The 25,724-nt window shown below is 70.7% G+C and carries 23 protein-coding genes and 2 pseudogenes; 17 read left to right on the top strand and 8 right to left on the bottom strand.

Annotation, left to right across the window (positions count from 1 at the left end; translation table 11 throughout):
- Positions 1 to 468: 468 nt before the first annotated feature.
- Both ACFYZL_RS05505 and ACFYZL_RS05500 read right to left on the bottom strand, forming a co-directional pair.
- Positions 469 to 1,020 (bottom strand): annotated as a pseudogene (locus ACFYZL_RS05505) (alpha/beta hydrolase); the annotation flags it as partial.
- 23 nt (positions 1,021 to 1,043) lie between these two features.
- Positions 1,044 to 1,592, bottom strand: a complete 549-nt coding sequence (locus ACFYZL_RS05500) for a GNAT family N-acetyltransferase (protein ID WP_384742563.1) — start codon at positions 1,590 to 1,592, stop codon at positions 1,044 to 1,046.
- A gap of 438 nt (positions 1,593 to 2,030) precedes the next feature.
- On the opposite strand from ACFYZL_RS05500, the gene bla reads away from it, so the two are divergent.
- Both bla and ACFYZL_RS05490 read left to right on the top strand, forming a co-directional pair.
- Positions 2,031 to 2,945 (top strand): class A beta-lactamase, encoded by a 915-nt coding sequence (bla, locus tag ACFYZL_RS05495; protein ID WP_384742566.1) that lies wholly within the window; start codon positions 2,031 to 2,033, stop codon positions 2,943 to 2,945.
- 471 nt (positions 2,946 to 3,416) lie between these two features.
- Positions 3,417 to 3,764, top strand: coding sequence for a hypothetical protein (locus ACFYZL_RS05490; RefSeq protein WP_384742569.1), 348 nt, complete (start codon positions 3,417 to 3,419; stop codon positions 3,762 to 3,764).
- 514 nt (positions 3,765 to 4,278) lie between these two features.
- Here ACFYZL_RS05490 and ACFYZL_RS05485 read toward each other — a convergent pair.
- Entirely contained in the window at positions 4,279 to 6,606 is a 2,328-nt protein-coding gene (locus tag ACFYZL_RS05485; protein ID WP_388676277.1) for an MMPL family transporter, read from the bottom strand.
- 175 nt (positions 6,607 to 6,781) lie between these two features.
- Here ACFYZL_RS05485 and ACFYZL_RS05480 point away from each other — a divergent pair, with 175 nt between their 5' ends.
- From ACFYZL_RS05480 to ACFYZL_RS05465, 4 genes are all read left to right on the top strand, one after another.
- Entirely contained in the window at positions 6,782 to 7,954 is a 1,173-nt protein-coding gene (locus ACFYZL_RS05480; RefSeq protein WP_388676274.1) for a sensor histidine kinase, read from the top strand.
- Positions 7,929 to 8,591, top strand: a complete 663-nt coding sequence (locus ACFYZL_RS05475; protein WP_384742576.1) for a response regulator — start codon at positions 7,929 to 7,931, stop codon at positions 8,589 to 8,591. Before ACFYZL_RS05480 ends, ACFYZL_RS05475 begins: the two co-directional genes overlap by 26 nt.
- 357 nt (positions 8,592 to 8,948) lie before the next feature.
- On the top strand, positions 8,949 to 9,281 hold the full coding sequence (locus ACFYZL_RS05470) for a metalloregulator ArsR/SmtB family transcription factor (protein ID WP_384742578.1): 333 nt from the start codon (positions 8,949 to 8,951) through the stop codon (positions 9,279 to 9,281).
- Positions 9,278 to 10,024 (top strand): DUF2071 domain-containing protein, encoded by a 747-nt coding sequence (locus ACFYZL_RS05465; RefSeq protein WP_388676270.1) that lies wholly within the window; start codon positions 9,278 to 9,280, stop codon positions 10,022 to 10,024. Before ACFYZL_RS05470 ends, ACFYZL_RS05465 begins: the two co-directional genes overlap by 4 nt.
- A gap of 201 nt (positions 10,025 to 10,225) precedes the next feature.
- Here ACFYZL_RS05465 and ACFYZL_RS05460 read toward each other — a convergent pair whose 3' ends face one another.
- Positions 10,226 to 10,657, bottom strand: coding sequence for a VOC family protein (locus ACFYZL_RS05460; RefSeq protein WP_388676267.1), 432 nt, complete (start codon positions 10,655 to 10,657; stop codon positions 10,226 to 10,228).
- Positions 10,658 to 10,750: 93 nt separating this feature from the next.
- On the opposite strand from ACFYZL_RS05460, the gene ACFYZL_RS05455 reads away from it, so the two are divergent.
- Positions 10,751 to 11,779, top strand: a complete 1,029-nt coding sequence (locus tag ACFYZL_RS05455; protein ID WP_388676264.1) for a helix-turn-helix transcriptional regulator — start codon at positions 10,751 to 10,753, stop codon at positions 11,777 to 11,779.
- A gap of 687 nt (positions 11,780 to 12,466) precedes the next feature.
- On the opposite strand, the gene ACFYZL_RS05450 is transcribed toward ACFYZL_RS05455, so the two are convergent.
- Entirely contained in the window at positions 12,467 to 13,066 is a 600-nt protein-coding gene (locus tag ACFYZL_RS05450; RefSeq protein WP_388676261.1) for a TetR/AcrR family transcriptional regulator, read from the bottom strand.
- Here ACFYZL_RS05450 and ACFYZL_RS05445 point away from each other — a divergent pair.
- Complete coding sequence (locus tag ACFYZL_RS05445) at positions 13,065 to 13,628, top strand: zinc-binding dehydrogenase (RefSeq protein ID WP_388676258.1); 564 nt, start codon at positions 13,065 to 13,067, stop codon at positions 13,626 to 13,628. The two genes, ACFYZL_RS05450 and ACFYZL_RS05445, sit on opposite strands and share 2 nt — an antisense overlap.
- A gap of 139 nt (positions 13,629 to 13,767) precedes the next feature.
- Here ACFYZL_RS05445 and ACFYZL_RS05440 read toward each other — a convergent pair whose 3' ends face one another.
- Complete coding sequence (locus ACFYZL_RS05440) at positions 13,768 to 14,163, bottom strand: winged helix-turn-helix transcriptional regulator (protein ID WP_384742594.1); 396 nt, start codon at positions 14,161 to 14,163, stop codon at positions 13,768 to 13,770.
- 97 nt (positions 14,164 to 14,260) lie between these two features.
- On the opposite strand from ACFYZL_RS05440, the gene ACFYZL_RS05435 reads away from it, so the two are divergent.
- A complete protein-coding gene (locus ACFYZL_RS05435; RefSeq protein WP_388676255.1) occupies positions 14,261 to 15,118 on the top strand; it encodes an SDR family oxidoreductase in 858 nt (285 codons plus the stop codon).
- Positions 15,119 to 15,278: 160 nt separating this feature from the next.
- Here the strand turns inward: ACFYZL_RS05435 and ACFYZL_RS05430 are convergent, their stop codons facing one another.
- Together ACFYZL_RS05430 and ACFYZL_RS05425 are read right to left on the bottom strand one after the other, a co-directional pair.
- Entirely contained in the window at positions 15,279 to 15,491 is a 213-nt protein-coding gene (locus ACFYZL_RS05430) for a hypothetical protein (RefSeq protein ID WP_384742752.1), read from the bottom strand.
- 198 nt (positions 15,492 to 15,689) lie between these two features.
- Positions 15,690 to 16,133 (bottom strand): annotated as a pseudogene (locus ACFYZL_RS05425) (hypothetical protein); the annotation flags it as partial.
- Between the two features lie 685 nt (positions 16,134 to 16,818).
- On the opposite strand from ACFYZL_RS05425, the gene ACFYZL_RS05420 reads away from it, so the two are divergent.
- From ACFYZL_RS05420 to ACFYZL_RS05385, 8 genes are all read left to right on the top strand, one after another.
- Positions 16,819 to 16,989, top strand: coding sequence for a hypothetical protein (locus ACFYZL_RS05420; RefSeq protein ID WP_388676252.1), 171 nt, complete (start codon positions 16,819 to 16,821; stop codon positions 16,987 to 16,989).
- A 138-nt stretch (positions 16,990 to 17,127) separates the two neighbouring features.
- Positions 17,128 to 18,327: a hypothetical protein gene (locus ACFYZL_RS05415; protein ID WP_388676250.1), complete on the top strand. Its 1,200-nt coding sequence runs from the start codon at positions 17,128 to 17,130 to the stop codon at positions 18,325 to 18,327.
- A 556-nt stretch (positions 18,328 to 18,883) separates the two neighbouring features.
- Positions 18,884 to 19,477, top strand: coding sequence for a hypothetical protein (locus ACFYZL_RS05410; protein WP_388676248.1), 594 nt, complete (start codon positions 18,884 to 18,886; stop codon positions 19,475 to 19,477).
- Positions 19,478 to 19,819: 342 nt separating this feature from the next.
- The gene (locus ACFYZL_RS05405) at positions 19,820 to 20,683 is read left to right on the top strand and encodes a DUF3592 domain-containing protein (protein ID WP_388676245.1); all 864 of its coding nucleotides are present in this window, start codon (positions 19,820 to 19,822) and stop codon (positions 20,681 to 20,683) included.
- Positions 20,684 to 20,966: 283 nt separating this feature from the next.
- Positions 20,967 to 21,551, top strand: coding sequence for a PEP-utilizing enzyme (locus ACFYZL_RS05400; RefSeq protein WP_388676242.1), 585 nt, complete (start codon positions 20,967 to 20,969; stop codon positions 21,549 to 21,551).
- Positions 21,552 to 21,739: 188 nt separating this feature from the next.
- Positions 21,740 to 22,237 (top strand): flavodoxin domain-containing protein, encoded by a 498-nt coding sequence (locus tag ACFYZL_RS05395; RefSeq protein WP_384742608.1) that lies wholly within the window; start codon positions 21,740 to 21,742, stop codon positions 22,235 to 22,237.
- A gap of 34 nt (positions 22,238 to 22,271) precedes the next feature.
- On the top strand, positions 22,272 to 22,868 hold the full coding sequence (locus ACFYZL_RS05390; RefSeq protein WP_384742611.1) for a hypothetical protein: 597 nt from the start codon (positions 22,272 to 22,274) through the stop codon (positions 22,866 to 22,868).
- Complete coding sequence (locus ACFYZL_RS05385; RefSeq protein ID WP_388676239.1) at positions 22,861 to 25,527, top strand: cation-translocating P-type ATPase; 2,667 nt, start codon at positions 22,861 to 22,863, stop codon at positions 25,525 to 25,527. Before ACFYZL_RS05390 ends, ACFYZL_RS05385 begins: the two co-directional genes overlap by 8 nt.
- Positions 25,528 to 25,724 lie beyond the last annotated feature (197 nt).

Raw genomic sequence — 25,724 nt, 5'->3', positions numbered from 1 at the left:
CACGGGCGGAAGCGGTTCGTGATGCGGCATGATGACGACTGTGAACGGACACACCTCTGACTGGGTGACCCTCTTCCATTTCGAGAACGTCGCCGGGAGCCCACGGCCCGGCCGCCTCATGTCGGTTTGACTGCGTGACCGGGGAATCGACTGGTACCCCTTCGCCGACCACGACGTCCGGATCGACCATATGTGTGGCGTGCATTCCGACGGGCACTGGCACGGCACGATCGTCGTCCGGGTTCGCGCGGAGGCCCTGCGACGACACGGACTCCATCCCGATCAGCCGACTTCGAGTCCAGCCGACCCACCACCACCGAAGTGGTGGGGTCCGTGGGCGCGCTGAGGATTCTCCGTGTTCCTCCCAGGTCGGCCTGGGAGCGTGGTCGCCGAGGACGCCACCCCCGTATCGCCACTGCCTTCCTGCGGGTCCGGTCGCTCGCCCGTGAGTCTTCGGCTCCGCTCCGGTCACTTGGGCAGATCGGCGTCGAGGAAGGGAGCAAGGAGCGCGAACAGCGCGTCGGGGCGGTCCAGGGGGATGATGTGGCCGCAGTCCTGGAGATGGTGTCCGACCAGGTCGTCGGCGATGGGACGGAGTTGGCGTTCGAGCCCGCGGCCGACGGGGTGAGAGCCGACGGCCATGGTGGGCATGGTCAGCCGAGCCGTCGCGACCGCGTCTTGGATCTGCTGCGCGCTGGTGGGCAGGGCCCGGTAAGAGGAGAACGCGCAGCGCAGGGCCTCACCCCCGGTGTACGCGTAGACGAACGCCGCACGGATGTCGTCGGGCACTCCTCGCCCGAGCGTTCCGGAGTGGAGGAACCAGTCGACGTGCGGGGCCTCGTTGCCGGCCAGGACGGTCTCGGCGAGACCAGGGACGGCGTGGAAGCCGAACCACCACGGGGCACCGCCCGCGACAACGTCCTCCGCTCCGGGCAGGCGGCCGAGCAGCGCCTCCATCACGACCAGGCGCCGGACGAGGCCCGGCCGGCGCAGCGCGAGCAGGGCGGCGGGAGCGGCGCCCGGGCGGGGGGACCTGCACCGACTCAACCGGACAGCGTGACCGGAGACCACACGCCGAACCACTGCTCGGCACCGTGCTCCTCGAACCGCTCCACCTCGGTGAACCCCAGCTTCGCCGCGACGCGCATCGAGCGGTCGTTGGCGGTCTGGGTGGAGAGCACCACCGGCTCGCCGGGGAATGCGCCGGCGAACCAGTCGAGTGCCGCCGCGCACGCCTCGGCGGCGTATCCGCGTCCCCACGCCTCCGGTAGGAACATGTAGCCGAGCCCGGCTTCCCCTGCTTCCGGACGGACGTGACCCAGACGCTCCGCGCCGCGCGGATCGAGCGTGACCATACCGATCATCGCCCCGTCGAGATCGACCACGAAAAAGCCGGGACGCCGGCCAGGCACCTCGGGTACCGCACGCTCCAGCTCCTCACGCGGTCGAGAGCCGCCGACGTAGGTGCCCACTTCTGGCGAGGCGAACAGCTCGATGACCGCCGCGCGGTCCCGGGCCTCGGACTCACGGAGCACGAGCCGCTCCGTCTTTATCGGGGCAGGTGGCCAGGCGACGGGGCCGAGTTCAGTCATGCCGGCAACCTAAACAGCAGTCCCCGTAGCGATCAAGCCCGGCGGACCGGTCAGCCCGCCGTCCAGGGCCCGGCCCCACCCTCACTGGCGGGGCCGGGCCCTGCCGGCCACGCCTGTCAAGGACGCGGCCCGAAGGACCCACTGGACCATCAGGCTCCCCCGGATCGGGCCCGGCCCGACAGGGACGAAGAGCTGCTGAAGCCGGGGCGGGGAGTCGGATCCCACACAGCCGCGCCAGGTGGCGTCCCTCGCGCCCCTCACCGTCTGCGCCTGGTCGGCAACGAGCGACCGCCGCCGTGCGTAACGCCGAACCGGCCCTTCGCGTAAGCCTCGGGGTCGGTCCCGTCTCGAGGTTGTGGGTGGGTGCAACCGTCCTGGGGCGGTTCGCGTGTTTCCTCCCGTAGCGATGATCAACTGTGAGGAGACGATGTGAAGCGCATGGCGAGTCGTCCGTCCCGGCGTAGGGTCCTGGCTCTCGGTGCCGGGGGCCTCGCCGCCCTCGGTATCGGCGCCGCCGGCCGGGCGTCGGCGGACAGCCGGCCGGGTGTCGGCCCGGACACTCTGCGTCGGCTGCGGGACATGGAACGGGAGCACGGCGCACGTATCGGCGTCTACGCCCGCAATCTGTTAACCGGCCGCACGGTGGTCAACCGGGCGCAGGAGCTCTTCCCGGTCTGCTCGGTGTTCAAGCCGCTGGCCGCGGCGGCGGTCTTGCGGGACCTCGACCGCGACGGGGAGTTCCTGGCCCGCCGGATCCACTACACCGCGGCCGAGGTCGAGGCGGCCGAGTGGGCCCCGGTCACCAAGGACCACGTGGCCGACGGGATGACGGTCGAGGCCCTGTGCGCGGCCGCCGTGAGCCAGAGCGACAACCTCGCGGGCAACCTGCTCCTGCGCGAGCTGGGCGGGCCGACCGCGATCACCCACTTCGCCCGGTCCCTCGGCGACCGCGTCACCCGGCTCGACCGCTGGGAACCGGCCCTGAACTCCGCCGAACCCTGGCGCACCGAGGACACCACGAGCCCGCGCGCCATCGGTGAGACCTACACCCGGCTGCTGCTCGGCGACGCACTGCCCCGCGCGGACAGGGACCGGCTCACCGACTGGCTTCTCGCCAACACCACCAACACCCAGCGGTTCAAGGAGGGCCTGCCGGGCTGGAGGCTGGCCGACAAGACCGGCGGCGGCAACGCCTACGGCGTCGCCAACGACGTGGGCGTGGTCTGGAGCCCGGCCGGTGTGCCGGTGGTGATGGCGGTCCTCACGACGCGGCCAGAGGCACCGCAGGGGCCGAACGACAGCAAGCTCGTCGCCGATACGGCTCGCCTGCTGGGCGAGGCAGTCCTGAGCTGAGCCGCTCCGGCTACGGGACGGGGCCGACCGGGCGCGGGCCCCGTGGTCTCCCCCGGCCGGGGAGACCACCGGTCCGAACCGGCCGCCCCGCGCCCCCGGCTCCTGCCTTCGGGACTGAAGGCCCGGGTGGTGTCGGTGCTGAGGGCTGGTGATCGCCGGCTGTCCGGCGGGCCGTCCGGGGAGGCCGGCGGGGCAAGCCGGCGGGTGCACCACATCTAGGGGCGCCGTCGCCGTGTCGGGAAGAACGGAGGCGAAGAGCGGAGGCGAAGAGCGTTCCGGTCGGGCTTCGGACTCCTCACCGACAGCGCGGGTCTCGGCCCGCGCCGGCCGTCCAGCGCGCGTGAATCCACCCGCCCCGCTGTTCGGGTGAGGGGGAATCGTTTTGGCGTCGGTCGGGGAGTGACCCCGGGTGGTGACTGTCGGGAAGGTGGCACCGCACGTGTTGTCCTTTCCGAGGAGATCTGATCACCTATGCGTTTTCGCCGTGCTTCCGTCGCCGCCCTTGGCGCCTTCACGCTCCTGCTCGCCGTCCCGCAGTCGGCTTCGGCCACGCTCGGCGAGTTCCAGTACTCCTATGTCGGCGTGGACGGAAAGTCGCACATCCGGGTCCTGCTCGATCCCGAGAGCCGTGAGTGCATCACCTTGGACGAGGTGGCTGACCCCGCTGCGAGCGAGCCCGCGCACTCGCCGCGCAACCGGACCACCTCGACCGCGACGGTGTTCACGGAGCCGAACTGCGAGGGCGACTTCTTCTCGCTGCGTCCGCTCGTGGGCCGCGGCACCGAGGCGTTGAAGCTGCGGTCGGTCGTCTTCAGCTGATCAGGATGGTCAGCGCCTACGGGGCCGGCGTCCGGATGGCCCGAAGGAAGCCACTCGACGTACCAACGACAACGCCCCGTCACAGGTCGAAGCACCAGCTCGGCCGTATCGGACCGGCGCTGCAACACGCCCGCGCGTTGCAGTCCTGAGCTGCATAGACGCGACCCACCGGCCGTCAACGGACCTGTGGTGCACCACCAATCGGCGCTGGAAGGCATGAGGTAGGCCCCGGGGCGCACGACGTCCCGGGGCCTCCACTTCGCTGACCTCTCGGCTCAACGACGGGCGAGGTGGCGTGTCACGCCCGGTCCACGCCCAGCTTCGCGAGAGCTGCGAGCTGGTCGGCGCTGAGCTTGTCCCGCCTGTGGACGGGCGGGCCGGTGGCACTGAAACGTGCGTCAGCCGAGGCTGACAGGCTGTCCCTGCATGCGCCGTGCCGTAGTGGTGATCACGACTCGACGCGCCCCTGGGTGACGCGCAGAGGTGCCGGACGCCAAGGGCGGCAGGAGTCGAGTCAATGGTCAACCGGCCATGGACGAGGGGTCTCACCCGTGGATTCCGCGTCCGTGTCCGTGTCCGTGTCCGTGTTTGCGTCCGTGTCCGTGTCCGCGTCGGCGCCGTCGGTGCCGACCGGGCCGCGAGGAAGCATCCGGTCCAGCCACCTCGGCAGCCACCAGTTGGTCCGGCCGAGGAGTGTCATGGTCGCCGGTACCAGCACCATGCGTACGACCGTGGCGTCGATGAAGATCGCGGTGGCCAGGCCCAGCCCGAACATCTTGGTGGAGGGGTCGTCGGCGACGGCGAAGGACAGGAAGACCGCCACCATGATGAGGGCGGCCGAGGTGATGATCCGGGCGGTGCCCGAGACGCCCTCGACGATCGCCTTGCCGTTGTCGCCGGTCCGCAGGTACTCCTCGCGTACGCGGGAGAGGAGGAACACCTCGTAGTCCATCGACAGGCCGAACAGGATGGCGAAGAGGAACATCGGGATGAACGACACGATCGGAACCGTCGCTTCCAGCCCGATGAGTGAGCCGCCCCAGCCCCACTGGAAGACCGCGACCATGATGCCGTAGGCCGCGCCGATGCTCAGCAGGTTCAGCAGTACCGCCTTGAGCGGTACGAGTATCGAGCGAAAGACCAGCATCAGCAGCAGGAACGACATCGCCAGTACGGTGGCGACGAGCACCGGCAGGCGTTGGCTGGTGCGTTGGCCCACATCGGACAGGCTCGCGGTGGCCCCGCCGACGTGGGCCCTGGCCGGGCCGTGCCCGATCGCCGTGGGCAGCACGCCGGTGCGCAGCCGGGCGATGGTGTCGGCCGTGGCCTTGTCCTGAGGGCTGGTGGTCGGGAACACCACGAGGGTCGCGATGCCGGTGGCTTGATCGATGTGCGTCGGTGCGACGGATGCGATGCCCGGATCCGCTGCGACCGCCCCGACGAGTCGGTCCAGCACTCCCGGATCACCGGCGGGGTCCGCTGCGATGACGAGGGGACCGTTGGTGCCGGGGCCGAACCCCTCGGCGACGAGGTCGTAGGCGCGGCGCTGGGTACGGTCGTGGGGCTGTGAGCCGTCGTCGGGCAGGCCGACGCGCAGGCCGAGCACGGGCAGCGTCGCGGTCAGCAGCAGCCCCGCCGCGCCGACCGCGTACGGCACCGGGTGCCGGCTGACGTGCCCGATCCAGCGCCGCCAACCGGCGGCGGGAGCGGCACCCGCCACCGTGTCCCGCCGCCCTGCGAGTCGGCCCGGCTTCCCGGCGTGCAGAGCCCGGCCGATCCGGCCGATCCGGCCGGTCCGGGCCAAACGTGCGCCGGCGGCGCCGAGGAAGGCCGGCAGCAGCGTCACCGACGCGACCACCATGGTCAGAACGACGATCGAGACGGCGAGCCCGCCCACCGTCATGAACGGCACGTTCGCGACCGCCAAGCCGAGGATCGACACGACGACGGTGCCGCCGGCGAAGACCACGGGCCTCCCCGCCGTGGCCACCGCTCGCCCCGCCGCCTCGTGGGGATCGAGCCCGAGCGCCAGGTACTCCCGATGCCTGGCGAGCACGAACAGCGCGTAGTCGATGCCCACTCCGAGCCCGACCATGCTGCCCAGGACCGGGGCGAAGGTGGGGACGTCCGTCACCCCCGCCAGTACCGTCATCGTGGCGACCCCGACGGTCAGTCCGAAGACCGCCATGCCGATCGGCAGCGCGGCGGCGACGAGCGAACCGAACGCCAGGAACAGGATCGCGGCCGCGGCGACGAGGCCGATCAACTCGCTCACGCCGCCGTCGGGGTCGGAGAAGGCGTAGAAGAGGTTCCCGCCCATCTCGATGCGCAGGGGCAGCTCGGCGCGCAGCCGGTCGCCGAGTTCCACGAGGGCGTCGAGGTCTTCGGCCGACAGCCGGCTCTGGTCGGGATACTGCACCCTGACGACCGCGATCCGCCCGTCGGCCGAAACGAGGCCACCGCGCACGGCGCTGTCCCCGGGTGCGTCGAGCGCGCCCGCCGGGTCGCTCGTGCCGAGCACGTGCGGCAGCCGCTTCACCTCGGTCTCCAGCCGCGTGAGAGCGGTGCGCGCGCTGCCCTGGTCGAAGAACGTCGCACCGCCGTCGAGGGGGGTGACGACCACTTGGGCGGTCATCCCCTCCTGGCCGGTGCCGGCCCGCTCGATCAGTTCCGCGGCCCGTTGGGAGTCCAGCCCCGGAGCGGTCATCGAGTCCGCGGTCCGCCCGCCGAAGGCGATCGCGGCGAGGACGGCGAGCGTGGCGGCGATCAGCCATGCCGCGATCACCCGCCAGGGATGGCGGGCAGCGCCCCCGCCCAGGCGCAACAGGGCTTTCGAGAGCATCGGGTCCTCCAACCACCTCGTCGGCCGTCCTTGTACGGCCTCCGACGCCAAGGCTCGTGGCCACGGCGCCCTGCGGCATCGGCCCTGGGGCCGCGGATCCGCCGGCCCCAGGGCGGAGTGACGCCCCGTCCTTTCGGCCGATGCGCGGCGCGGCGCGGTGCCTAGGCTGAGAACCGTGCTACGAGACGACCTGCGAACCCTGTGGACCGAACCCCGGCCGCCCGACGCGCCCGCCCGGGTGTGGCGGGATTGGGCGCTGCTCGCCGCGGGCCTGGGGGGTGTGGCGCTGGAGGCCACCCTGCGCGAGAACGTCGTGTGGCGGCCGGTGGCGGTGGTGTTCGCCGTATGGCTGTGTCTGCTGCCCCTGTGGCGCCGGACCCGCCCACTGGCGATGGTCACGCTGGGGTTCGGCTCGGTGATCCTGCTCCAGTTGGCCTCGCTGGTCGCCGTGGCGGGCGAGCCCGTCGGCCTGGACACCGGCATGGTCGTGCTCGTGCTGGTGTACGCGCTGCCCCGGTGGGGATCGGGACGGGAGGTCGTGCTGGGCAGCACGGTGATCCTCACGGCCTTCGCGCTGGGGGTCACCGCGGACGAAATCCCGGCCGCCGAACAGGTAGGGGGCTTCGTCTTCCTGTCGCTGCCCGGCTTGATCGGGGCCGCCGTGCGGTTCTGGGGGACCGCTCGCGAGCGGCAGTTGGAGCAGCTGCGTTCCCGCGAGCGCGAGCAGCTCGCCCGGGAACTGCACGACACGGTGGCCCACCACGTGTCGGCGATGGTGATCATCGCCCAGGCGGGCCGGGTGCTCGCGGGCACCGACCCGTCCGCCGCCGTCGAGGCGCTGGAGGGGGTCGAGGAGGAAGGGGCGCGCACGCTGGAGGAGATGCGCGCCATGGTCGCCGCGCTGCGCGACCGCGGCGTCGGCGTCGAGCTGGCGCCGCCTGCCGGCGTCGCGGATCTGGAGCGCCTGGTGCGCACCCCGGGTGGCCGCCTCAGGGTCGACCTGGGACTCGACGGCGAACTGGACGCGCTGCCCCCGGCCGTGGACGCGGCCGTCTACCGCATCGTGCAGGAGTCGGTGACCAACGCGATGCGCCATGCGGTCGACGCGACCGAGGTCGTGGTCCGGGTCACCGCGGAGCGGCACACTGTACGGGTGAGCGTGCGCGACAACGGCCAACGCACCGGCCGAGGCCGTGCCGGATTCGGACTTGCCGGATTGCGCGAGCGCGCGGCCCTGCTCGGCGGCAAACTGCAAGCCGGCCCCGGCGTCGACCAGGGCTGGCACGTCGAAGCCGAGCTGCCGAGAGGGAGGACCGAGAGCGGTGCCCATCCGCGTCCTCGTCGCTGACGACCAGACCATCATCCGCACCGGGCTGCGGATCATATTGAACGCCCAGCCGGGCATCGAGGTGATCGGCGAGGCCGCAGACGGACGGGAATCGGTACGTCTGGCCCGCGAACTGCGGCCCGACGTCTGCCTGTTCGACATCCGCATGCCCGTGATCGACGGGCTCGAGGCCACTCGGTTGGTCGCCGGCCCGGGCGTCGCCGACCCGCTGGCCGTGGTCGTCATCACCACGTTCGACCTCGACGAGTACGTCTACGGCGCGCTGCGTGCGGGCGCCCGCGGATTCCTCCTGAAGGACACGGGACCGGACCTTCTGGCCCAGGCCGTACGGTCGGCGTCCGACGGTGAGGCGCTCATTGCCCCCAGCGTCACCGTCCGTCTGCTGCAGGCATTCGCGGACCTGCCCGCCGGCCGGCCCGTGGCCCAGCCGGTTTCTCCCGTCACCGCCCGCGAGGAGCAGGTGCTCCTCGCCGTCGCTCGCGGGCTGACCAACACCGAGATCGCCGATGCGCTGCACATCAGCCTGAGCACGGTGAAGACGCATCTGGCGAGCCTGATGGCCAAACTCGGCGCCCGCAACCGGGTCGAGATCGCGATGTGGGCCTACGAAACGCGCCGCATCCTCCCCGGAACCTGAGCCGGGCGCCGGGCCATGTCCCATGAGGGAGCGTTCCATCCCGTGGATGGTGTTCGGTAAGGCGGCTGCTCGGGTTCGTGGCGTGGTTCGGATCGGCGGACGGGTTCAACGCGGTGATGAAGAACGCCTTGTGGGACAGACTCTCGGTCGACGTCCGGGTGGAGGTGGACCGCCTCATTGCCGCCGAGCGGGACCCGCAGGCGGATCGGCCCGGCAGGCCGGCAGAACCGGTCCCAGCAGTTCCCACCGGGCATCGAACACGTCACTTGGACACGACCGTTGTCGTTGGCGCATGTTCTCGTTGAACCTCAACCGCACACCTTGTTAGCTGTTTAGCTAATGAGCTAAATTGCGGGCATGACGGAAGCTCAGGACGAGGCGGGGGCCTTTCGCGCCCTGGCCGATCCGACGAGGCGACAGATCCTCGAAGACCTCAGGAGCGGCGAGCTCGCGGCCGGGGAGATCGCTGCTCGGTTCTCGATCAGCGCGCCCTCCATCTCACGCCATCTCGGCGTGCTCAAGGGTGCCGGACTGGTCACCGAGCGACGGGAGGGGAACCGGATCCTCTACACACTCGCCGAGGACCGGCTGGCCACCGCCATCGGCCGGTTCCTCAGCGCCGTATGTCCTGAACAGATCGTGCTCCGCCACACCAAATGGCGCCCCGGGGCGCAGAGCGAGGGATCATGAAGCAGCCGGCCATGTCCAGCGTCATCGAACGGCGCCTCCTGGTGAACTACCGGGTCGCACCGCAAGCAGCGGCACGTCTGCTGCCCGATCCCCTCCGCCCGCAGCTGGTGAACGGTTACGCCGTCGCCGGCATCTGCCTGCTGCGCCTGGGCAGCGTCCGGCCCACCTGGGCACCCGCAGCGCTCGGAGCGCGCAGCGAGAACGTGGCCCATCGCATCGCCGTCGAGTGGGACGGCCCGCACGGCGTGGAGTCCGGCGTCTACATCCCCCGCCGCGACACCGCCTCCCGGCTCAACGCCTGGGCCGGAGGCCGCTTGTTCCCCGGTGAACACGGCCGTGCCGACTTCGAGGTGGACGAGACGCCCGATCGGATGCGCGTCGCACTGGCGACACGGGACGGCGACACCCGGGTCGACGTGACCGTCGAAGCGTCCGACGAGCTCCGTGGCAGCGAGCTCTTCGCCGATCTCGCCGAGGCCTCCCTCTTCTTCCGGCACGGGTCCAAGGGCCTCTCGCCCACCAGCACCGGCCGCCACCTGGAGGGCATGCAACTGCGCTCCGACGCCTGGCACATGGAAGCCGGCCGGGTCGGCTCCGCCGCCTCGTCGTTCTTCGACGACCCGACCCGCTTCCCGCCGGGCAGCGCGACCCTGGACTGCGCCCTGGTCATGCGCGATGTCCCCGCCACCTGGCAACCCCTCGCGACCTTTCCTTTCGAACAGGCCGCTCGACTCGCCGGATGACCTCCCGGTCAGCTCCGCGCACCGCCACCGCCCGGACGTCGACGACGTCGTCCGGACCGAGCTCGCCGCCGAGGCCGCGGCCGCGGCCGCCCTTGCGGCCGAGCTGCGCGAAGCCGCCCGGATCACGGCGTGCGACGACGAGCTCCCAGGCGGGTAGCGCTCCTGGACTCGGCGGCCGCGGTCACCGGGAGTCTTGGGGTCTCAGGACTCCCGCGTGAGCGGCTGTGCGTGGCCTCGGCGTGCGAACTTTTCGACGGCCGTCGGGGTGACGGGGGTGAAGAAGTTGACGAGGTTGCCGTCGGGGTCGCGGAACAGCAGCGACCGGTTGCCCCAGGGCATCGTGGTGGGCTCGGTGACGAAGTCGGTGACGAAGCCGGCCAGGTTCTGGTGAACGCGGTCCACGTCGTCGACGAGGAACTCGGTGATCACGCTGTGATTGTCCGCCGGGCGGGCAGAGCCCGGGGCGAACAGCGGGACGGTGCGGGTGCCGGCGATCGCGAGGGTGGCGCCCGCGGTCCGGAGTTCGGCGAAGTCCTCGGTGGCCCACATCGCCCGCGCCCCCGTGGCTCGCTCGTAGAAGTCGACGAGGCGTGCGACGTCGCTGGTGATGATGCGGATCGAGACGAAGTCCATGGGAATCTCCTTGGCAGTTCCGGTGGCGTGCTCGTCGCAGGCTAGGAGAAATAGGGGACAGAATCGGTCCTGTATTCGCGCTAGGCTGCCAACATGTCTCGACCGACCGGCCGTGTGCTGACACTCCTGGAGCTGCTGCAGTCGGGCGGCACCCGGACGGTGGCCGAACTCGCCGACCGGCTCGGCGTCGAAGGACGCACCGTGCGCCGGTACGTGGACCAACTGATCGACCTCGACGTGCCCGTGGAATCGGTGCGCGGCCGCTACGGCGGATACCGGCTGGCTCCCGGGTACCGCCTGCCTCCGCTCATGCTCAGCGACGACGAGGCGCTGGCCGTGGTGCTCGGCCTGGTCGCGGGCCGCCGAGCAGGCCTGACGACGGCGGAGCGCACGGCGAGCGAGACGGCGGCGGCGAAGATCCGGCGGGTGCTGCCCAAGCACATCGCCCGTCGGCTCGACACGCTCCTGGAAGCCCTCGCCTTCACGGAGCAGCCCGGCGACTTCGACACCCCGGACGCTGGGGTCCTGCTCACGATCGCCGATGCGGTGCGCCACCACCGCCCGGTCTCGATCCGCTATGCCGACCGGGATGGACGGCGCAGCGAGCGCACGCTGCACGCGTACGGGATCGTCGCCCATGCGGGCCGGTGGTACGTCACGGGCAAGGACGCCCGGATCGGCGAGGACCGAACCTTCCGGCTCGATCGCGTCGCGGACGCGCGGACCCTGCCCGGCTCCTTCGAAGCGCCGGTGGGTCCCGGTCCGGAGCAGCGCGTGTTGTCGGGGTTCGCCACGGCCGAGTACCGGCACGAGGTGACCTTGCGGATCCACGGAACGGTCGAGCAGATCCGCGCCCGCCTTCCGGCCGGCGTCGCGAGCCTGGAGGAGCACGAGTCCGGGGCCGGCGAGGACCGGGCGACCGAGCGCTGGCGGCGCGTCGAGCTGCGGGCGGAGCGGCTCGACTGGTTGCCCCCGGTACTCGCCTCACTCGACCGGCCGTTCGTCATCGAGCGCCCCGATGAACTCCGCGACCTCGTCACCGCGCTCGCCGATCGCCTCACGTCGTACGCCGCCGAGCCGGGCAGCGTCGGCCCGGGGTTCGATGTCCTGCGCGGGGCGTGAGACTGTCTGGCCGTGTCGGAGATGAAGAGTGGGTCGGAGGCGGCCTTGGGGCTGAGGCGTCGTCTCCTTCGTGGTCGCAACGTGTTCGTGCCGGGCGCGACCTTGCTTCCTTCGCTGATGTTCCTGAGGCTGCGGAAGCTTTGGTGGGGCTGCTGCTGGACGTCGAGGACACGGCGGTGACCCGGCAGACGGCAGAGGCGCCGGCCCGGGTGGGGACGGTGGCCGCCGTAAGGCCCATGGCTCTCGCGGTTGCCGAGGCTGACGACCGCCACGCTGACTGGCTGCAGCCCGGGGTGCATGACGCCCTCGTGGGGCCGGACGGTATGCCGGGCGTTGCAGCGGTCTGCGGGCAGCTCGCCCACGACCCGGAAGAAGCCGTCCGTCGGGGTGCCGCGGAGGTCTCGGCGTGGGCGGACGGCACGAGATGCCGGTGGTGTTGAGCGGGGCGAGTTCGCCGGGGGCGATCCGGCCCGTGCGGGCGGCGAATGTGGCCGCGTTGGATCCGGAGCGTTTCTCACGGCCAGGCGCAAAGGGCCGGGCGCCACAGGGCAAGGCCCGAGTCCGCCCGCCCGCCCGCCGGCTTCGTCCGTGCCGGCCCACTGAACCGTGGCCCGGCACGCACGGCGGCTCGCCCGAGCCTTACGGGGAGATACACCAAGCCGTCGCCTGCCCGCGCGGTGTGGCCGCCTATTGCATCGCGGGTGGTGCGGTGAACAGTACGCGCACGGCTGCACCGATCTGCCTGGCGACCACGTCGGGGGCGGAGGCGTCGAGCTTGCCGTCCAGGTAGAGGAAGGCGAGGCCGTGGACGAGTGCCCAGACGGTGATCGACAAGGCTGCCGCGTCCCTTCCGGGGAAGGCGGAGCGAACGATTCCCTGGACGTACGTGTTGATGGCGGCGGTCGCGGCGACCCGTTCCTCGCTGGTCGGGTCGCAGGGCTCGGCGAACATCGCCCGGAACAGCGCCGGATGGTCGAGTGCGAATCGTACGTACGCGACGGCGACCGCGGTCAGTTCGTCGGGCGTCGAGGGTGAGGGATGAGCCGCGGTCAGGTGCTCGGTGAGCTCGCGGTACCCCTCTGCGGCGACCGCGGAGACGAGCGCGTCACGGTCCGCGAAGTGGCGATAGGGCGCCGTGGCCGACACTCCGGCGCTGCGGGCCACGGCGCGCAGGGAAAGCCCCGCGCTGCCGTCCTCCTCGAGAAGCTCCCTGGCGGCGCGTATCAGCCTGGTCGAGTCGGCCGCCCTTCCCGAAACCAGCGCCACCGTGTGGTCCAACCTCGTCATGACCGCGGGGCTGAAGGAGGGCGAGACCCTCCTCGTCCACGGCGAGACCGGAGGGGTGGGCACGATGGCGATCCAGGTCGCCAAAGCACTCGGAGCCCGTGTCGTCACCACGGTCGGCGGCCCCGAAAAGGCCGCCCTCGCCCGACGGCTGGGTGCCGATGTGGCGATCGACCACCGCACCGAGGACTTCACCGAACACGGCCCCTTCGACGTGATTCTCGACGTCGTCGGCGGCGACTACCTCGAACGAAACGTCCGTTCCCTGGCCGCCGACGGCCGCCTGGTCGTCATCGGCCTGCCGAAGGGACTCGAAGGCAAACTCAACCTCGCCGAGGTCGTCTTCAAGCGGATCTCCGTGCACGGCACCACCCTGCGCACACGATCCAAGGAGCAGAAGGCCGCCATCATCGCCGAAGTCCAGCGCAGGGTGTGGCCGATGATCGAGAGCGGTGCAGTGCAGCTGGTCATCGACCGGACCCTGCCCATGGCCGAAGCCGCCGAGGCCCACCGGCTCATGGAAGCGGGCGGTCACATCGGCAAGATCCTGCTGGTGAACGACTGAGGCGCGCCTCTTCGACCCGTCGGCCGTCGGCCGTTGGCCGGTTGACCGGTTGACCGGACGTGTTCGCCCGATCGGTGAAGCTCGATCCGCTGAGAACGGCGCGACCCTGCCCTCGCGGGTGGCGCCGCGGCGCATCCGATCACGCCTTGGCCGCGTCGTACCTCTCGCGTGCCTGCTCCACCGCCGGCATGCGTCGGGCAGTCCACAGCGCGAGGCCATGGACCTGTTCGGCGGCTTCCCGGCCGAGATCCGTGAGGGAGTAGTCCACGCGGGGCGGGATGACCGGCTTGGCGTCGCGATGGACCAAGCCGTCGCGCTCCAGGGTCTGCAAGGTCTGGGCGAGCATCTTCTCGGTGACCCTGCCGATCTCCCGGCGCAATTCGCCGAACCGGTACGAGCGGTCCAGCAGTGCGATCAGGACCAGGACTCCCCAGCGGCTCGTCATGTGCTCCATGACCAGACGCTCGGGGCACGACGCGTCACCGTCGGCGTTCTTCCGCACGTCGCCTTCCGGTGTCACCGCACTTACTTCCATGCCAGTACCTTACTTCAAAGTGGGTACTTCCTATGAGTTAGCGCCCTTCTTATGGTTAGCGTAAGTCGTCGCCAAAACACGCAGGAGATGTCCCACCATGAGCATCGTCGTCACGGGCGCCACCGGAAGTCTCGGCCGTCTCGTCATCGAAGGTCTGCTGGAGAAGGTTCCGGCGGAAGGGATCACCGCCGTCGTCCGCAGCGAGGAGAAGGCGGCAGGTTTCGCAGCCCGCGGCGTAAAGATCGCGGTGGCCGACTACAACAGCCCAGAGACCTTCGGCAGCCTCTTCTCCGCCGGGGACAAGGTGCTCCTGATCTCCGGCAACGAGTTCGACAAGGGCCGCGTCAGCCAGCACAAGGTGGTCCTCGACGCCGCCAAGGCCGCCGGCGTGGGACTCTTCGCGTACACGAGCGCCCCGGGCGGCCTGAGCGCCGCCCTCGCGGACGACCACAGGGACACGGAGGCGGCGATCATCGGCTCCGGGGTGCCTTACGTGCTGCTGCGCAACGGCTGGTACAACGAGAACTACACCGAGCGCCTGACGCCCGTGCTGCAGGCCGGCTCCGTCACGCAGGCCGCGGGTGAGGGCCGCGTCGCCTCAGCCGCGCGTGCCGACTACGCCGCCGCGGCGGTCGCGGTGCTCACCGGTGAGGGTCACCGCAATGCGACGTACGAGCTGAGCGGCGACACCGCGTGGAGCTTCGCCGAGTACGCGGCCGAGCTCGGGAGGCAGACCGGCGCGGAGATCGGCTACAACGCCGTCCCCGTCGAAACCTACACCGACATCCTGACCAGCCACGCCGGACTTCCGGCGCCGTTGGCGGCGATCCTGGCCGGCGTGGAGACGTCCATCGAGAAGGGCGAGCTGGCTGTCACCGGCGGTGACCTGACCCGCCTGATCGGACGGCCCACCACACCGATTGCCGACTCGATCTCCGCAGCGCTGAAGGGCTGAGGCGCACGGCCCTTCGGCGGAGGTCCTCGAAGAGCACTTGGGATCACCGGGTGCCGGTAACCGTCCAGGCGCTGTACCGGTCTGCGGCACTGGCGTTACGGGTTGGTCGAGGACGTAGGGGCGTGGAACGGGGCCGCGGCTCCTGCCGTGTGAGTCTGTGTCAGGGTTCCCGGTCCATGACGCGACGGGCCGCTTCCGCCTCGGCGGCGGGCGGAGAGAGCTCATCGAGCGTATCCAGCTCGTCGTCCGACGCCAACTCCCGCTCCCAAGCGGCCACGAGTCGCTCCTGATCCTTGACGGGTCTGCTCGTGAAGGCCTCCCGACGGTGCGGGTCCAAGGCCGCGAGGAAACGTTCGACCGCGTCCGTCGGCATGCGGTACTCCTTCTCGCCGTGGGGGAGGAACGACACCAACGGTGATGTCGAACTCGGCCCCAGGATGTCCAACCCGGCCGGTACGGGCTGTCCGACACGGCGCACTGCCACCCGAATGCCTGCGCAACGGGTTGCGGCACTTACCTGCCCGCGAACTGCTCCGGCGCAGTCGGGTGTGCGAGTTCTTCCGGGATCGGTTCACGGGGCCCAACGGGTAAAGCCCGCGCACGGTTTTCCGCTGGTGTGGCAGACCACGGAACTCCGAATGAGAAATGGATCCCGCACCGCGACGGCAACCACTCTCTGCGGAAGTTGGGACGGACACTGCTCCCGGGGCAGTATTCCCTTCCCGCGGAATACGGGTGCGGGAGGTGACCTGGGGCGGTGTCGAGGCCGGGCAGCGGCCTGCGCTTCCCGGCCTCGTTCTCTATCCGGGGATTCGAATTCAGCGACATCGTCAACGGAGACCGGCTGCCCCTGCGCGTTCAACAGCCCTACCCGGATCATGGAGGGGATCAGCCGCTCGGGCTCCCTCCCGGTGGGGTTCGGGTCGGTCAATGGATCGTAGGTACAGATCGTTTCGCCATCGACGGCGAAGGTGAAGTGGGTATCGAAGTTCGTCGTTTGCGACAGCTCCACGGCCTCGGTGCCCTGGAAATCTCGTGGACTCGCGAATCGATTTCAGCGCCAAACTCCACGACTGCTCCGTATCCGGCGAGGAAGAACGACCAGCCCCCGGCCTGGCCGGCCCTGAGGATGGTCACATCGGATTCCAATTCGATCACTTCGGCTTCAGACCGGCCGCAGATGGGTGCCCGCCCTCCCAGCAGGGCATCGGGCGGGTACTCCTGTCCTCCGACGACCGCACGACGAGGAAGCCGGCCATGGCATCCGTCCGCACGGCTCGGGACCGCCGTCCGCACTCTCACCCAGCAGGTGGGCCATCCCGCGATCATGTACCCGAACAGGCTGTACACGGTGGTGTCGAACTGCCCGCAGGGCACGAAGCCCACCGGGGGAGGCGCGACGGTGGAGGACAACCCCGTGAGCGCGGTCTTCATCAAGGATTCGTACCCCGACGTGGCCGGCAATTGGTGGGTGGTGCGGGCCTTCAACGACTCCGGCGAGGTGCAGACCCTGCACCCGCCGGCGGTGTGGTCGACGGATCCCTCCATAGCTACGAGGTCGGGGCCGACAAGCCCCTCCTGCCGGGGGAGGCGGCCAACCCCAGCCGGGCGACGTGCGGCCCTGGACGCACCCGGTTCGTGGTGGGCGGCGGCATTGAGGCCGGGGACCGCACGTACGCCAGTGAGACGAGCATCGGGACATGGAGTGCCCCGCCGGACTGGTGCCGATCGGCGGTGGTGGGGACGGGAGCCCCGACGTCCTGCTCAACGCCTCGGCCCCGAAGCCCACGGGCTGGAGGGTCAGGGCCACGAACAAGGGCTTCAGCGACCGCGACGGGGTCTTCGCCTTGGCGGTCTGCGCGGCCCCCTGACGCAGCGCGGCTCCAACAGGCCGCCTCCAGGCGCGCCAGTCCGACCCGCGAGGCATGCCTGCCGCCGCCCGATTTCCGCCTGGTCCGCGGAGACGGAAGAATCTGCCGAGCACATGGCGCACGCTGGAAGGACGTCAATTGACATCGGACATAAGCACGTTTGCCGCTCCGGCCACCGGGCGCCCGCTCTCCTCCGTACCCATCGACTGGGAGGCCGTCGAGCAGTGGCTCGGTCTGCGGCTGCCGGCTGACTACAAGCGGCTTGCCGATCGGTACGGGCCGCTGGACTTCGGTGAGTATGTGTGGATCCACGTGCCATGCCTCCAGCGGAACCGCTTCGACTACGGCGAGTGGCTGCGCGCGACGCACCGGCAGGCGCGGATGGAGGCGCGGGGGCTGCCCGAGGCCGAGCGGCCGGTGTTCCACCCCGAGCCCGGCGGTCTGTTGGCCTGGGGTTGCACGCGGGGCAGCGACGTATTGTTCTGGGACACCTCGGCCTCAGTCGACCCCGACAAGTGGACCGTGGTGGTGCAGCACTCGGGGGCGGTGCCGGGCAGTGGCCTGCTCCGGTGGCACCGGTACGACCTGACGCTCACCGCATATCTGCGACACACCGTCCGTGACACCTGGGAGCTCCCTTCTCCTCCCGGTCCGCTGCTGGGCCCGCTCCCGGGCACCGTCGCGCGGACCGCCTTCCTCCCCGACGCCGAGGCGTGGATCCCGCCCGCGCCGGTCCCGCCTCGGCTCACCGAGGCCGAGCGCCGAATCGCGCTGGAGACCGGCACCGGGCTGGACGGGCTGCGGCTGCTGTCGCCGCCACCCGAGCGGCCGTACCTCGGCGACGGCTCCTGGGAGGGGCTGTTCGCCGAGCTGGGCACCCGGCTGCCCGGGGAGTACATGCGGCTGATGGACGGGTACGGCGCCGGAATCTGGAGCGGGTGGCTGCGTTTCCACACCCCGCTCCGGACCGGTGAGCGGCGTTTCCTCACGCACGTCGAGGACACGGCGGACGCCTACCGGGAGCTCGGGGACGGCAACGCGGACTGGTACCCGCTGGCCATGTGGCCCGAGCCCGGTGGCTTCCTCCCCTTCGCCAACTCCATCGACGGCGACTACCTCGGCTGGCTCACCCAGGGCGGGGACCCCGACACCTGGCCGCTGATCGTCTGGCCCCGCCACGCGGACCAGGGACCGCCGCTCGAAGGCGGCCTGATCGACACCCTCCTCGACTGGCAACGCGGCACGCTGGTCACGCATGGGTTCGCCGTCCTGGACGAGGACGACGACCCCGTCGAGTTTGCGGGCTTCCAGCCCTGGGACGACCAGGCTTATTGGTGAGCCCTCACCGCAACCGGCGGCGGCCATCCAGGGCAGGACTGCCATGGCGTGGGGGCGTTCTTCGGCGCCCAGGGCGGGCGTCCACGTTGGTCTGATGGGAGGTTGTCAGTGCCCGGTGGCAGGATGCTGTGCCATGACAGCACCGATCAGTGACTCGTGGATGCGAATCGAGAACTGGCTGGCCGAGCACGCCCCGGCGACCTACGCACTGCCGGCGCCGCCTGGGCGATCACCCTGGCCAAGACCGGCCTGGACAACGTGCTGCGCGTCTCCTTCCGGCAGCAGGCCATCCCACCGGAGCTCCTCGGCAGAATGAACCACTTTCCGATTTCTGCTCACCGGCGCCCCGGCCGTAGGCGCGACCCTCGCCGGCCTGATCGCGCAGGTGGCCGGCCCACACGTCGCCCACTGGACGGCCTCGGGAATCCTCTCGATCCGCTGGCTCCTCACGCTGCCCCTCGCACGGTCCGAGAACCCGTGACCCTTCTCGAGCGCCCGGCTGCCGATAGAGCTCTGGCAAGTACGCGACCAGGCGGGGAAACTCGTCCCCGCTCCCATGGAGCTCATCATCCGGTGCGAGGGATTCGAGCAGAAGTTCGGTGGTCTGCGCTACGAGGTACGTCGTAGCTGGGTTGTGAACGGGGAGCGGTACGAGACCGCCCGCGGTTGGGACTACGACCACCTCGGTCTGCAGACGGCAGCGTGGCAGGCCCCGGGAAGAGGAGGCTGGTACTTCGAATGGACCGGCGAGCGTGTGTCGAAGCCGTGCCGGGACTTGATCCACAGCGACGGCAGCGTGGGCACCGACATCGACGGTGGCAGTCCCTACCTCCGTATCGCCCCGTCGCTCCCGCATCTGATCGAATCACATGCCCTCACCGACACCGTCGCGACGTGGAAGCCATGGCCCATGGACAGCCTTGCCTCCCCGGCCATCGAACTCCTCGACGGCCTGGTGGAGGTGCCTGAAGCCTCATGGGGTTCCTCACGGTGGCGGCTGTCGGACACCGTTGCCGTCATGGACTACGACAGCCGGCACCACAAGAACCCGCGCCGTCGGGTGCTCGTCTGGTCTCGCGAAGAAGCAGGTCACCGTCGAGTACAGGAAGTCCTTGACGGACGGCACCAAGGCTCTTTGAGGAGCATCTGAGTAGCGCTCGCGACGGCGGGGCGGCCGGCCGCCTTTGGCCTTGGTCGCGCTTGTCGCGTGTCGAGGGCGAGGCCCAGGCGAACCTGGCCGAGGTCTGGGGTGCCGGGTCTCCCGTCAGGCGATCTCCACGATCACCGAGAAGGTGCTCGACGGGTGGTATCCGCCCGGATGAAGGGGGTCACGGCTACGCTCGGCATCCACTCGCCGCGGACGGAGAGGGGCCGGGTGCCGGCGCGTGTCCCCGCCGGGCCGAGGTGACGTGGGATCGCGTTCTCCCGGACGGCAACGGTGTGTTCGCGGTGTGCTCGGTGGGCTGCCCCGAAGGTGACAGGAGGACGACGCATGGGCTGGTACGGATATCTGGCGCTGTGGTGCGGGCTGTTCGGCGTGGCCGCGCTGATCGGGTACGGGCGGTCGCTGGCCGGGATGACCCGGGCCCAGCGGATGGTGCGGGTGGTCGGGCGGATCGAGCGGGTGGGGGAGCCCCGGCACGGAAGCTCCCCGAGCCTGGGGATACCGGTGGTCGTCTCCTTCCGCGACCCGTCCACCGGGGAAGAATTCACCGTGACCAACGACGGCGAGCGGGGCGACAGGATCACCGCGGCCTGGACGGGCCGCGAGATCGGCGTCCGCTACCCGCCCGGGAGCCCGCAGGCCTTCCGATTCTCCGGCAGCCTCGGGGAAGGCGGGCGCGGGCTCGGATGGCCGAACTTCGCGGTCTTCCTCGTCTACGCCGGTGTGGTGGTCGTCGTCGCGTTCGACCGGGGCTGGCCGTGGGCGCTGCTCGGCTTCTGCGGGCTGTGGGCCCTCTCCGGCCTCTACCACCTGCCCGGGAACATACGCGACGTCAACAGCCGTCTCGACACCGTGGACTCCATGGCCGCCGTCCCCGGCAGGGTCGTCGCCGTGATCAAGAGCGTCAGCGTCGCCGACGACGACGGCCACGTCACCACCCGCCTGGTGCCGGTCGTGACCTTCAGCACCCGCGACGGCACGGCCGTCACCGCCTGCTGCGACTCTGGGCTGCCGGACCCCGCAGGCTCGCGCGGCCGGGACGTCACCATCCACTACGCGCCCGACGACCCTGCCGTCTTCACCCCGGACCCTGCGGCAGAACGCCGTTCCTGCAAGCAGGACATCGTCTACAACATCCTGGGCCTTCTCGCCGTGGTGGCGGCAGCCGTCGTCGGGGCGGCCGCACTGTGAAACAGGTGGAGCTCACTGACCTCTGGTCCGTCTTCCCCCCCCTGGGCCCTATGGCTTGGGTCAAGGGAAACGGGCTGCCTTGACCCCGCAGGCCGGGCAGCCTGGCGGTGTGGCTCATCTCCTGTGGAATGACGTGAAGTGCTTCTTCGACCCCGCCTGATGGGTTCGTTGCCGGACGCGCGGGGTCCCGGACACCTCAGCGGGGGACCGGCGGACAGGTCTCGATCTCGTTGCGGAGAAGGGCTGTAGGCGCCAGTGCTCCGAAGGCGAGACGGTGCTTCCGATGCTGCGGGCGGAGGTCGTGCTGTCCCGCCTCCTCCCGGTTGAGCCGTTTGGTCATGTGACCGCGGCCTGCCGGCTCCTGACCGGCATCCCTGCCGGGCGTCACCCGGCGAGGAATCACGGTCCGCCTGCAGGAGAGCCGGGAGCTCCGCGAAGCGCGGTCCGACCGACACCGACGACACCGCGCCCGAGGAGGGTCTCGCGGTGGGTGGCCATCGGCTCGGGTGCCGTGTGCCGGCGGATGGACAGACCGGTGGACCGGGAACGCTTCCCGGCCGGAGCCGTGCCCGTCACCTCGATCACCGACCTGGACTGGGAGCCGCTCATGAAGCGCGCCGCGGCCATCGTCACCGACCACGACGGCCACACCTCGCACGCCGCCATCGTCAGCCGGAAACTCGGTGTGTCGGCGGTCGTCGGTCGGCGGTACCGGGAACGCCACCGAACTGCCGGCCGGCGAGGTCATCATCGCGCACCAGGTCAAGGTCCACCCCATGGGCCTGCTGCAGGCCTGCTGCACCCCGAGCGCCTGGACGCGTCCGACCGCTGCGCCGCCCCTTCGAACCGGTGGAGGCCAGCCCGATGATCGGCGACCTCGATCCGGATCCTGTTCCTGCGGGTCCAGGCGCTGGGCCGTCCCTTCGGCCCGTTCGGGCAGCCTCCTCCCCAGGACCGAATGGTCCCCGCAGGGATCCGTCCGGCCCAAGCGGACCGGCCGTCGGCAGCGTCACAGTGGCATCAGCCCCCCCACCACGGGATCAAGGAGCATCCGCCATGAGCACCAAGCGAGTCCTGATCGCCTACGGCACCAGGCACGGCGCCACCGCAGGCATCGCCGAACAGATCGGCAGGACCCTCCGCGAGGACGGTCTCGACGCCGTCGTGCTGCCCGCCGACGACGTCCGAGACGTCCGCGCCTACGACGCCGTCGTCCTCGGCGGTTCCCTCTACGCCGGCCACTGGAGCAGCAAGGCCAAGCACTGCGCGGAGCGGAACGCCGAATCCCTCCGGCACCGCCCGGTGTGGATGTTCAGCAGCGGCCCGCTCGACCGCTCCGCCGAGGAACACGACGTCCCCCCGGTCTCCGCCGTCGCCCGGCAGATGCAGCTGATCGGGGCGCGCGAGCACATGACCTTCGGCGGCAGCGTCACGGCCCGCACCCCGGGCTTCCTCGCCAAGGCCCTGACCCGCCAGGGCAAGGGCGGCGACTTCCGCAACCCCGATCGGATCAAGAAGTGGGCCCACCACATCAGCGCAGAGCTCGCCGCCTGAGCGGGCGGGCAGCACCTACGTCTCGGAGGCGGCCATGCACCACCGCTCGCCGGCAGCAGGAGGGAACCCGCTCCGTCGTGACGCCGACCGCATCCGCACCCGTCTCCGCGCCGCCTTCGTACTGGCCTGCATGGTGGCCGTGTTCTGCGGCGTCGCGGTCGGCCGAACCGCTTGGACGGACGCCGGTCGCGACGCGGCGGAGGCCGCACGTCACCGTCACTCCGTCACGGCCGTGACGGTCGGTGAGACCACGTACCGGGCCGGGGCAGGGCCGAGCACCCACCCCGTCACCGTGGCTCGTGCCACCTGGCGGGATCCCGCACGCCGCGTCCACACGGAAACCGTGCCCGTCCCAGCGGCGACCCGGAGAGGAGACGCCGTCAGCCTCTGGACCGACGACCACGGCAACGCGGCCGCCGCCCCGCCCGGCACGATCGACATCGCCCTGAACGCCATCGGTCTCGGCGCCGGAGCCTCCGTCGGGATCGCACTCGCGGCGGGCGGTGTGCTCTATGCACGTCTGCGCCTCGTCAACGCACGCAGCGCACAGGAGTGGGAGCGCGAGTGGGAGACCGTCGAGCCCGCGTGGTCGGGCCGCCTGCGCCCGGGGCAGGGGGCGGGCGATGACTGAGACGGCTGCCGATCGGGACCTGACACCGGATGCCGTGCCCGACCCACTGGAGCCCCTTCCCCTGCTCCGCCGCGAACTGCACACCGGCCCACTGGGCCTGTCGAGCCGAGAGGCCGAACGCAGGCTGGCCGTATACGGACCGAACGAGGTCCGCCGTACCGCCCGCACGAGCATGCCCCGGGAGCTCCTGAGGCAGCTGGTGCACCCTCTGGCCCTGTTGCTCTGGGCTGCGGCCGCCCTGGCCTTCTTCGCCGACATCGCCGTGCTCGGATGGGCCATCGTCGCCGTCGTCCTCGTCAACGCCGCATTCGCCCTCGTCCAGGAACAGCAGGCGGAGAAGGCCGTCGAGACCCTGGCCCGCTACCTCCCCGCGCAGGCCCACGTGATCCGCGACGGACAGCCCCAACAGGTCCCCGCACGCGATCTCGTACCCGGCGATCTCCTGGTACTCGACGAGGGCGACCGGATACCGGCCGACGCCCGCCTGACCGAGGGCGGCATCGAAGCGGACCTGTCGATGCTGACGGGGGAGTCCACTCCCGTCGAACGTCTCGCCGGACCCGGCCTCAGGGACGTCACGCTCCTGCAGGAACCCAACCTCGTCTTCAGCGGCACCACCGCCACCGAAGGCCAGGCCCGGGCGATCGTCTTCGCCACCGGCGACCACACCGAGCTGGGCCGGATCGCCGCCCTCAGCCAGCGCACGCGCCGCGAGCCCAGCCCGCTGGAAAGGCAGGTCAAGGAGGTCGCCTGGCTGATCGCCGCGGTCGCCGTAGCCCTGGGGGCCGTGTTCCTGGTGGCGGGCGTCGCCGTGGGGCTGCCGCTCACCGACTCCCTGATGTTCGCCATCGGCCTGCTCGTGGCCAACGTGCCCGAAGGGCTGTTGCCCACCATCACCCTCGCCCTCGCGGTCGGCGTACGCGTCCTCGCCCGGCAAGGAGCGGTGATCAAGCGGCTGAGCGCCGTGGAGACACTCGGCTGCACCAACGTCATCTGCACCGACAAGACCGGTACCCTCACCCGCAACCGGATGCACCTCCATTCCGTGTGGACGCCGCAGGACGGCACGGCGACCGGACCAGCAGCGGCACCTCTTGTCCGCGACGCCGCCCTGTGCACCACCGTCGCCCGAGAGAACGACGGCACGCTGCTCGGCGATCCGACCGAGATCGCCCTGGTGGAGGGGGCCGCGGAACACGCCGTGCCGATCGACCTGACCGACCGGGACACCGACCGCAGTGCCTGCTTCCGCTTCGACCCGCGCCTGCGCCGCATGTCGGTGATCCAGACCACGGCGGACGGCCGATCCTCCGTCATCGTCAAGGGCGCCCCGGAAGCCGTTCTGCCGCTACTCGCTGCCGGAGAGCCGGCCCGGGAAGCCCAGGGCGCCGCCGCCGACCTGGCGAAGGACGGGATACGCGTGCTGGCCGTCGCGGTCCGCGCATGGCCACTCGGCGTCGAACCGCCCGCACAGCGCGGGCCGGCCGAGCAGGAGCTCCACCTCCTGGGCCTGGTGGGCCTGTACGACCCGCCGCGCCCTGAAGTCGCGGCTGCGGTGCGGCGGTGCCATGAGGCAGGCCTGACCGTCCACGTCGTGACCGGCGACAACGGAGCCACGGCTGCCGCCGTGGCCCGTTCCGTCGGCATCGGAGTTCCGAACCTGCGGGTGGTCGCGCAGTCCGAGGCGATCGACGACCACGAGCTGGACCACATCCTCCGGCAGGAGGATACGGAGATCGTCTTCGCCCGCTCCTCGCCCGAGACGAAGCTGAAGGTGGCCGACGCCCTGCGCGCGCACGGGCAGATCGTGGCCATGACCGGCGACGGAGTGAACGACGCGCCCGCCCTGCACCGTGCGCACATCGGAGTGGCCATGGGGCGCTCGGGCACCGACGTGGCCCGTGAGGCGTCGACCCTGGTCCTGACCGACGACAACTTCGCCACCATCGTCACGGCCATCGAGTCCGGGCGCCGTGTCTACGACAACGTCCGCAAGTTCATCGTCTACATCTTCGCCCACCTCACCCCCGAGGTCGTGCCCTTCGTCGTCTTCGCCCTCTCCGCCGGGACCGTCCCCCTCCCGCTGACCGTCCTGCAGATCCTCGCCATCGACCTCGGAACAGAGACCCTTCCCGCACTCGCCCTGGGCCGTGAGCGCGCCGAACCGGGCATCATGTCCAGGCCGCCCCGGCCCAGTTCCCAAGGCGTGATCAACAAGGACATGCTCGTCCGCAGCTGGGGCCGGCTCGGCTCCGTCTCCGCCGTCCTGGTCATGACCGGCTTCTTCTACGTCCTGTGGCGGGCCGGTTGGCAGCCCGGCGACCCCACCGGCCCGGGAACCCCGCTGCACCACGCCTACCTGACCGCGACCACCGCGACCTTCGCGGGCATCGTCACCTGCCAGGTCGGCACGGCCGTCGCCGCTCGGACCGACCACGCGGCCCTGCGTGACATCGGCTTCTTCAGCAACCCGCTGCTGCTCGCGGGCATCGGCTTCGAACTCGCCTTCACGGCGGCGCTCGTTTATGCCCCGCCGCTCCAGAACCTCTTCGGCACCGCGGCCCTGCCGCTGGACGTCGTCCTGCTCATCGCCGCATTTCCGCCGGTGGTGTGGGGAACGGACGAGGTCCGCCGCTGGGCCCGGCGCCGCCGCCTCTGAATCCAGGGAGGAACACCACGTCGCACGCGACCGAATGGAAGACCCACGTCTACCTCTTCGAAGAGGACCACACCACCAAGGTCCGCGTCGAACTCGACACCGGCTTCACAGGAGGGTTCCACGGGGCACGCCCAGAGTGGACGTACGAGTGGCCCGCCCTGCGACCGAGCCGACCGACCCGACCAAGCGGTACGGGC

This window comes from Streptomyces sp. NPDC001717, from assembly GCF_042892775.1.
Lineage (GTDB): Bacteria > Actinomycetota > Actinomycetes > Streptomycetales > Streptomycetaceae > Streptomyces.
Note: the sequence above shows the minus strand (reverse complement) of the source record. Positions and strands in the feature narration are given on the sequence as shown.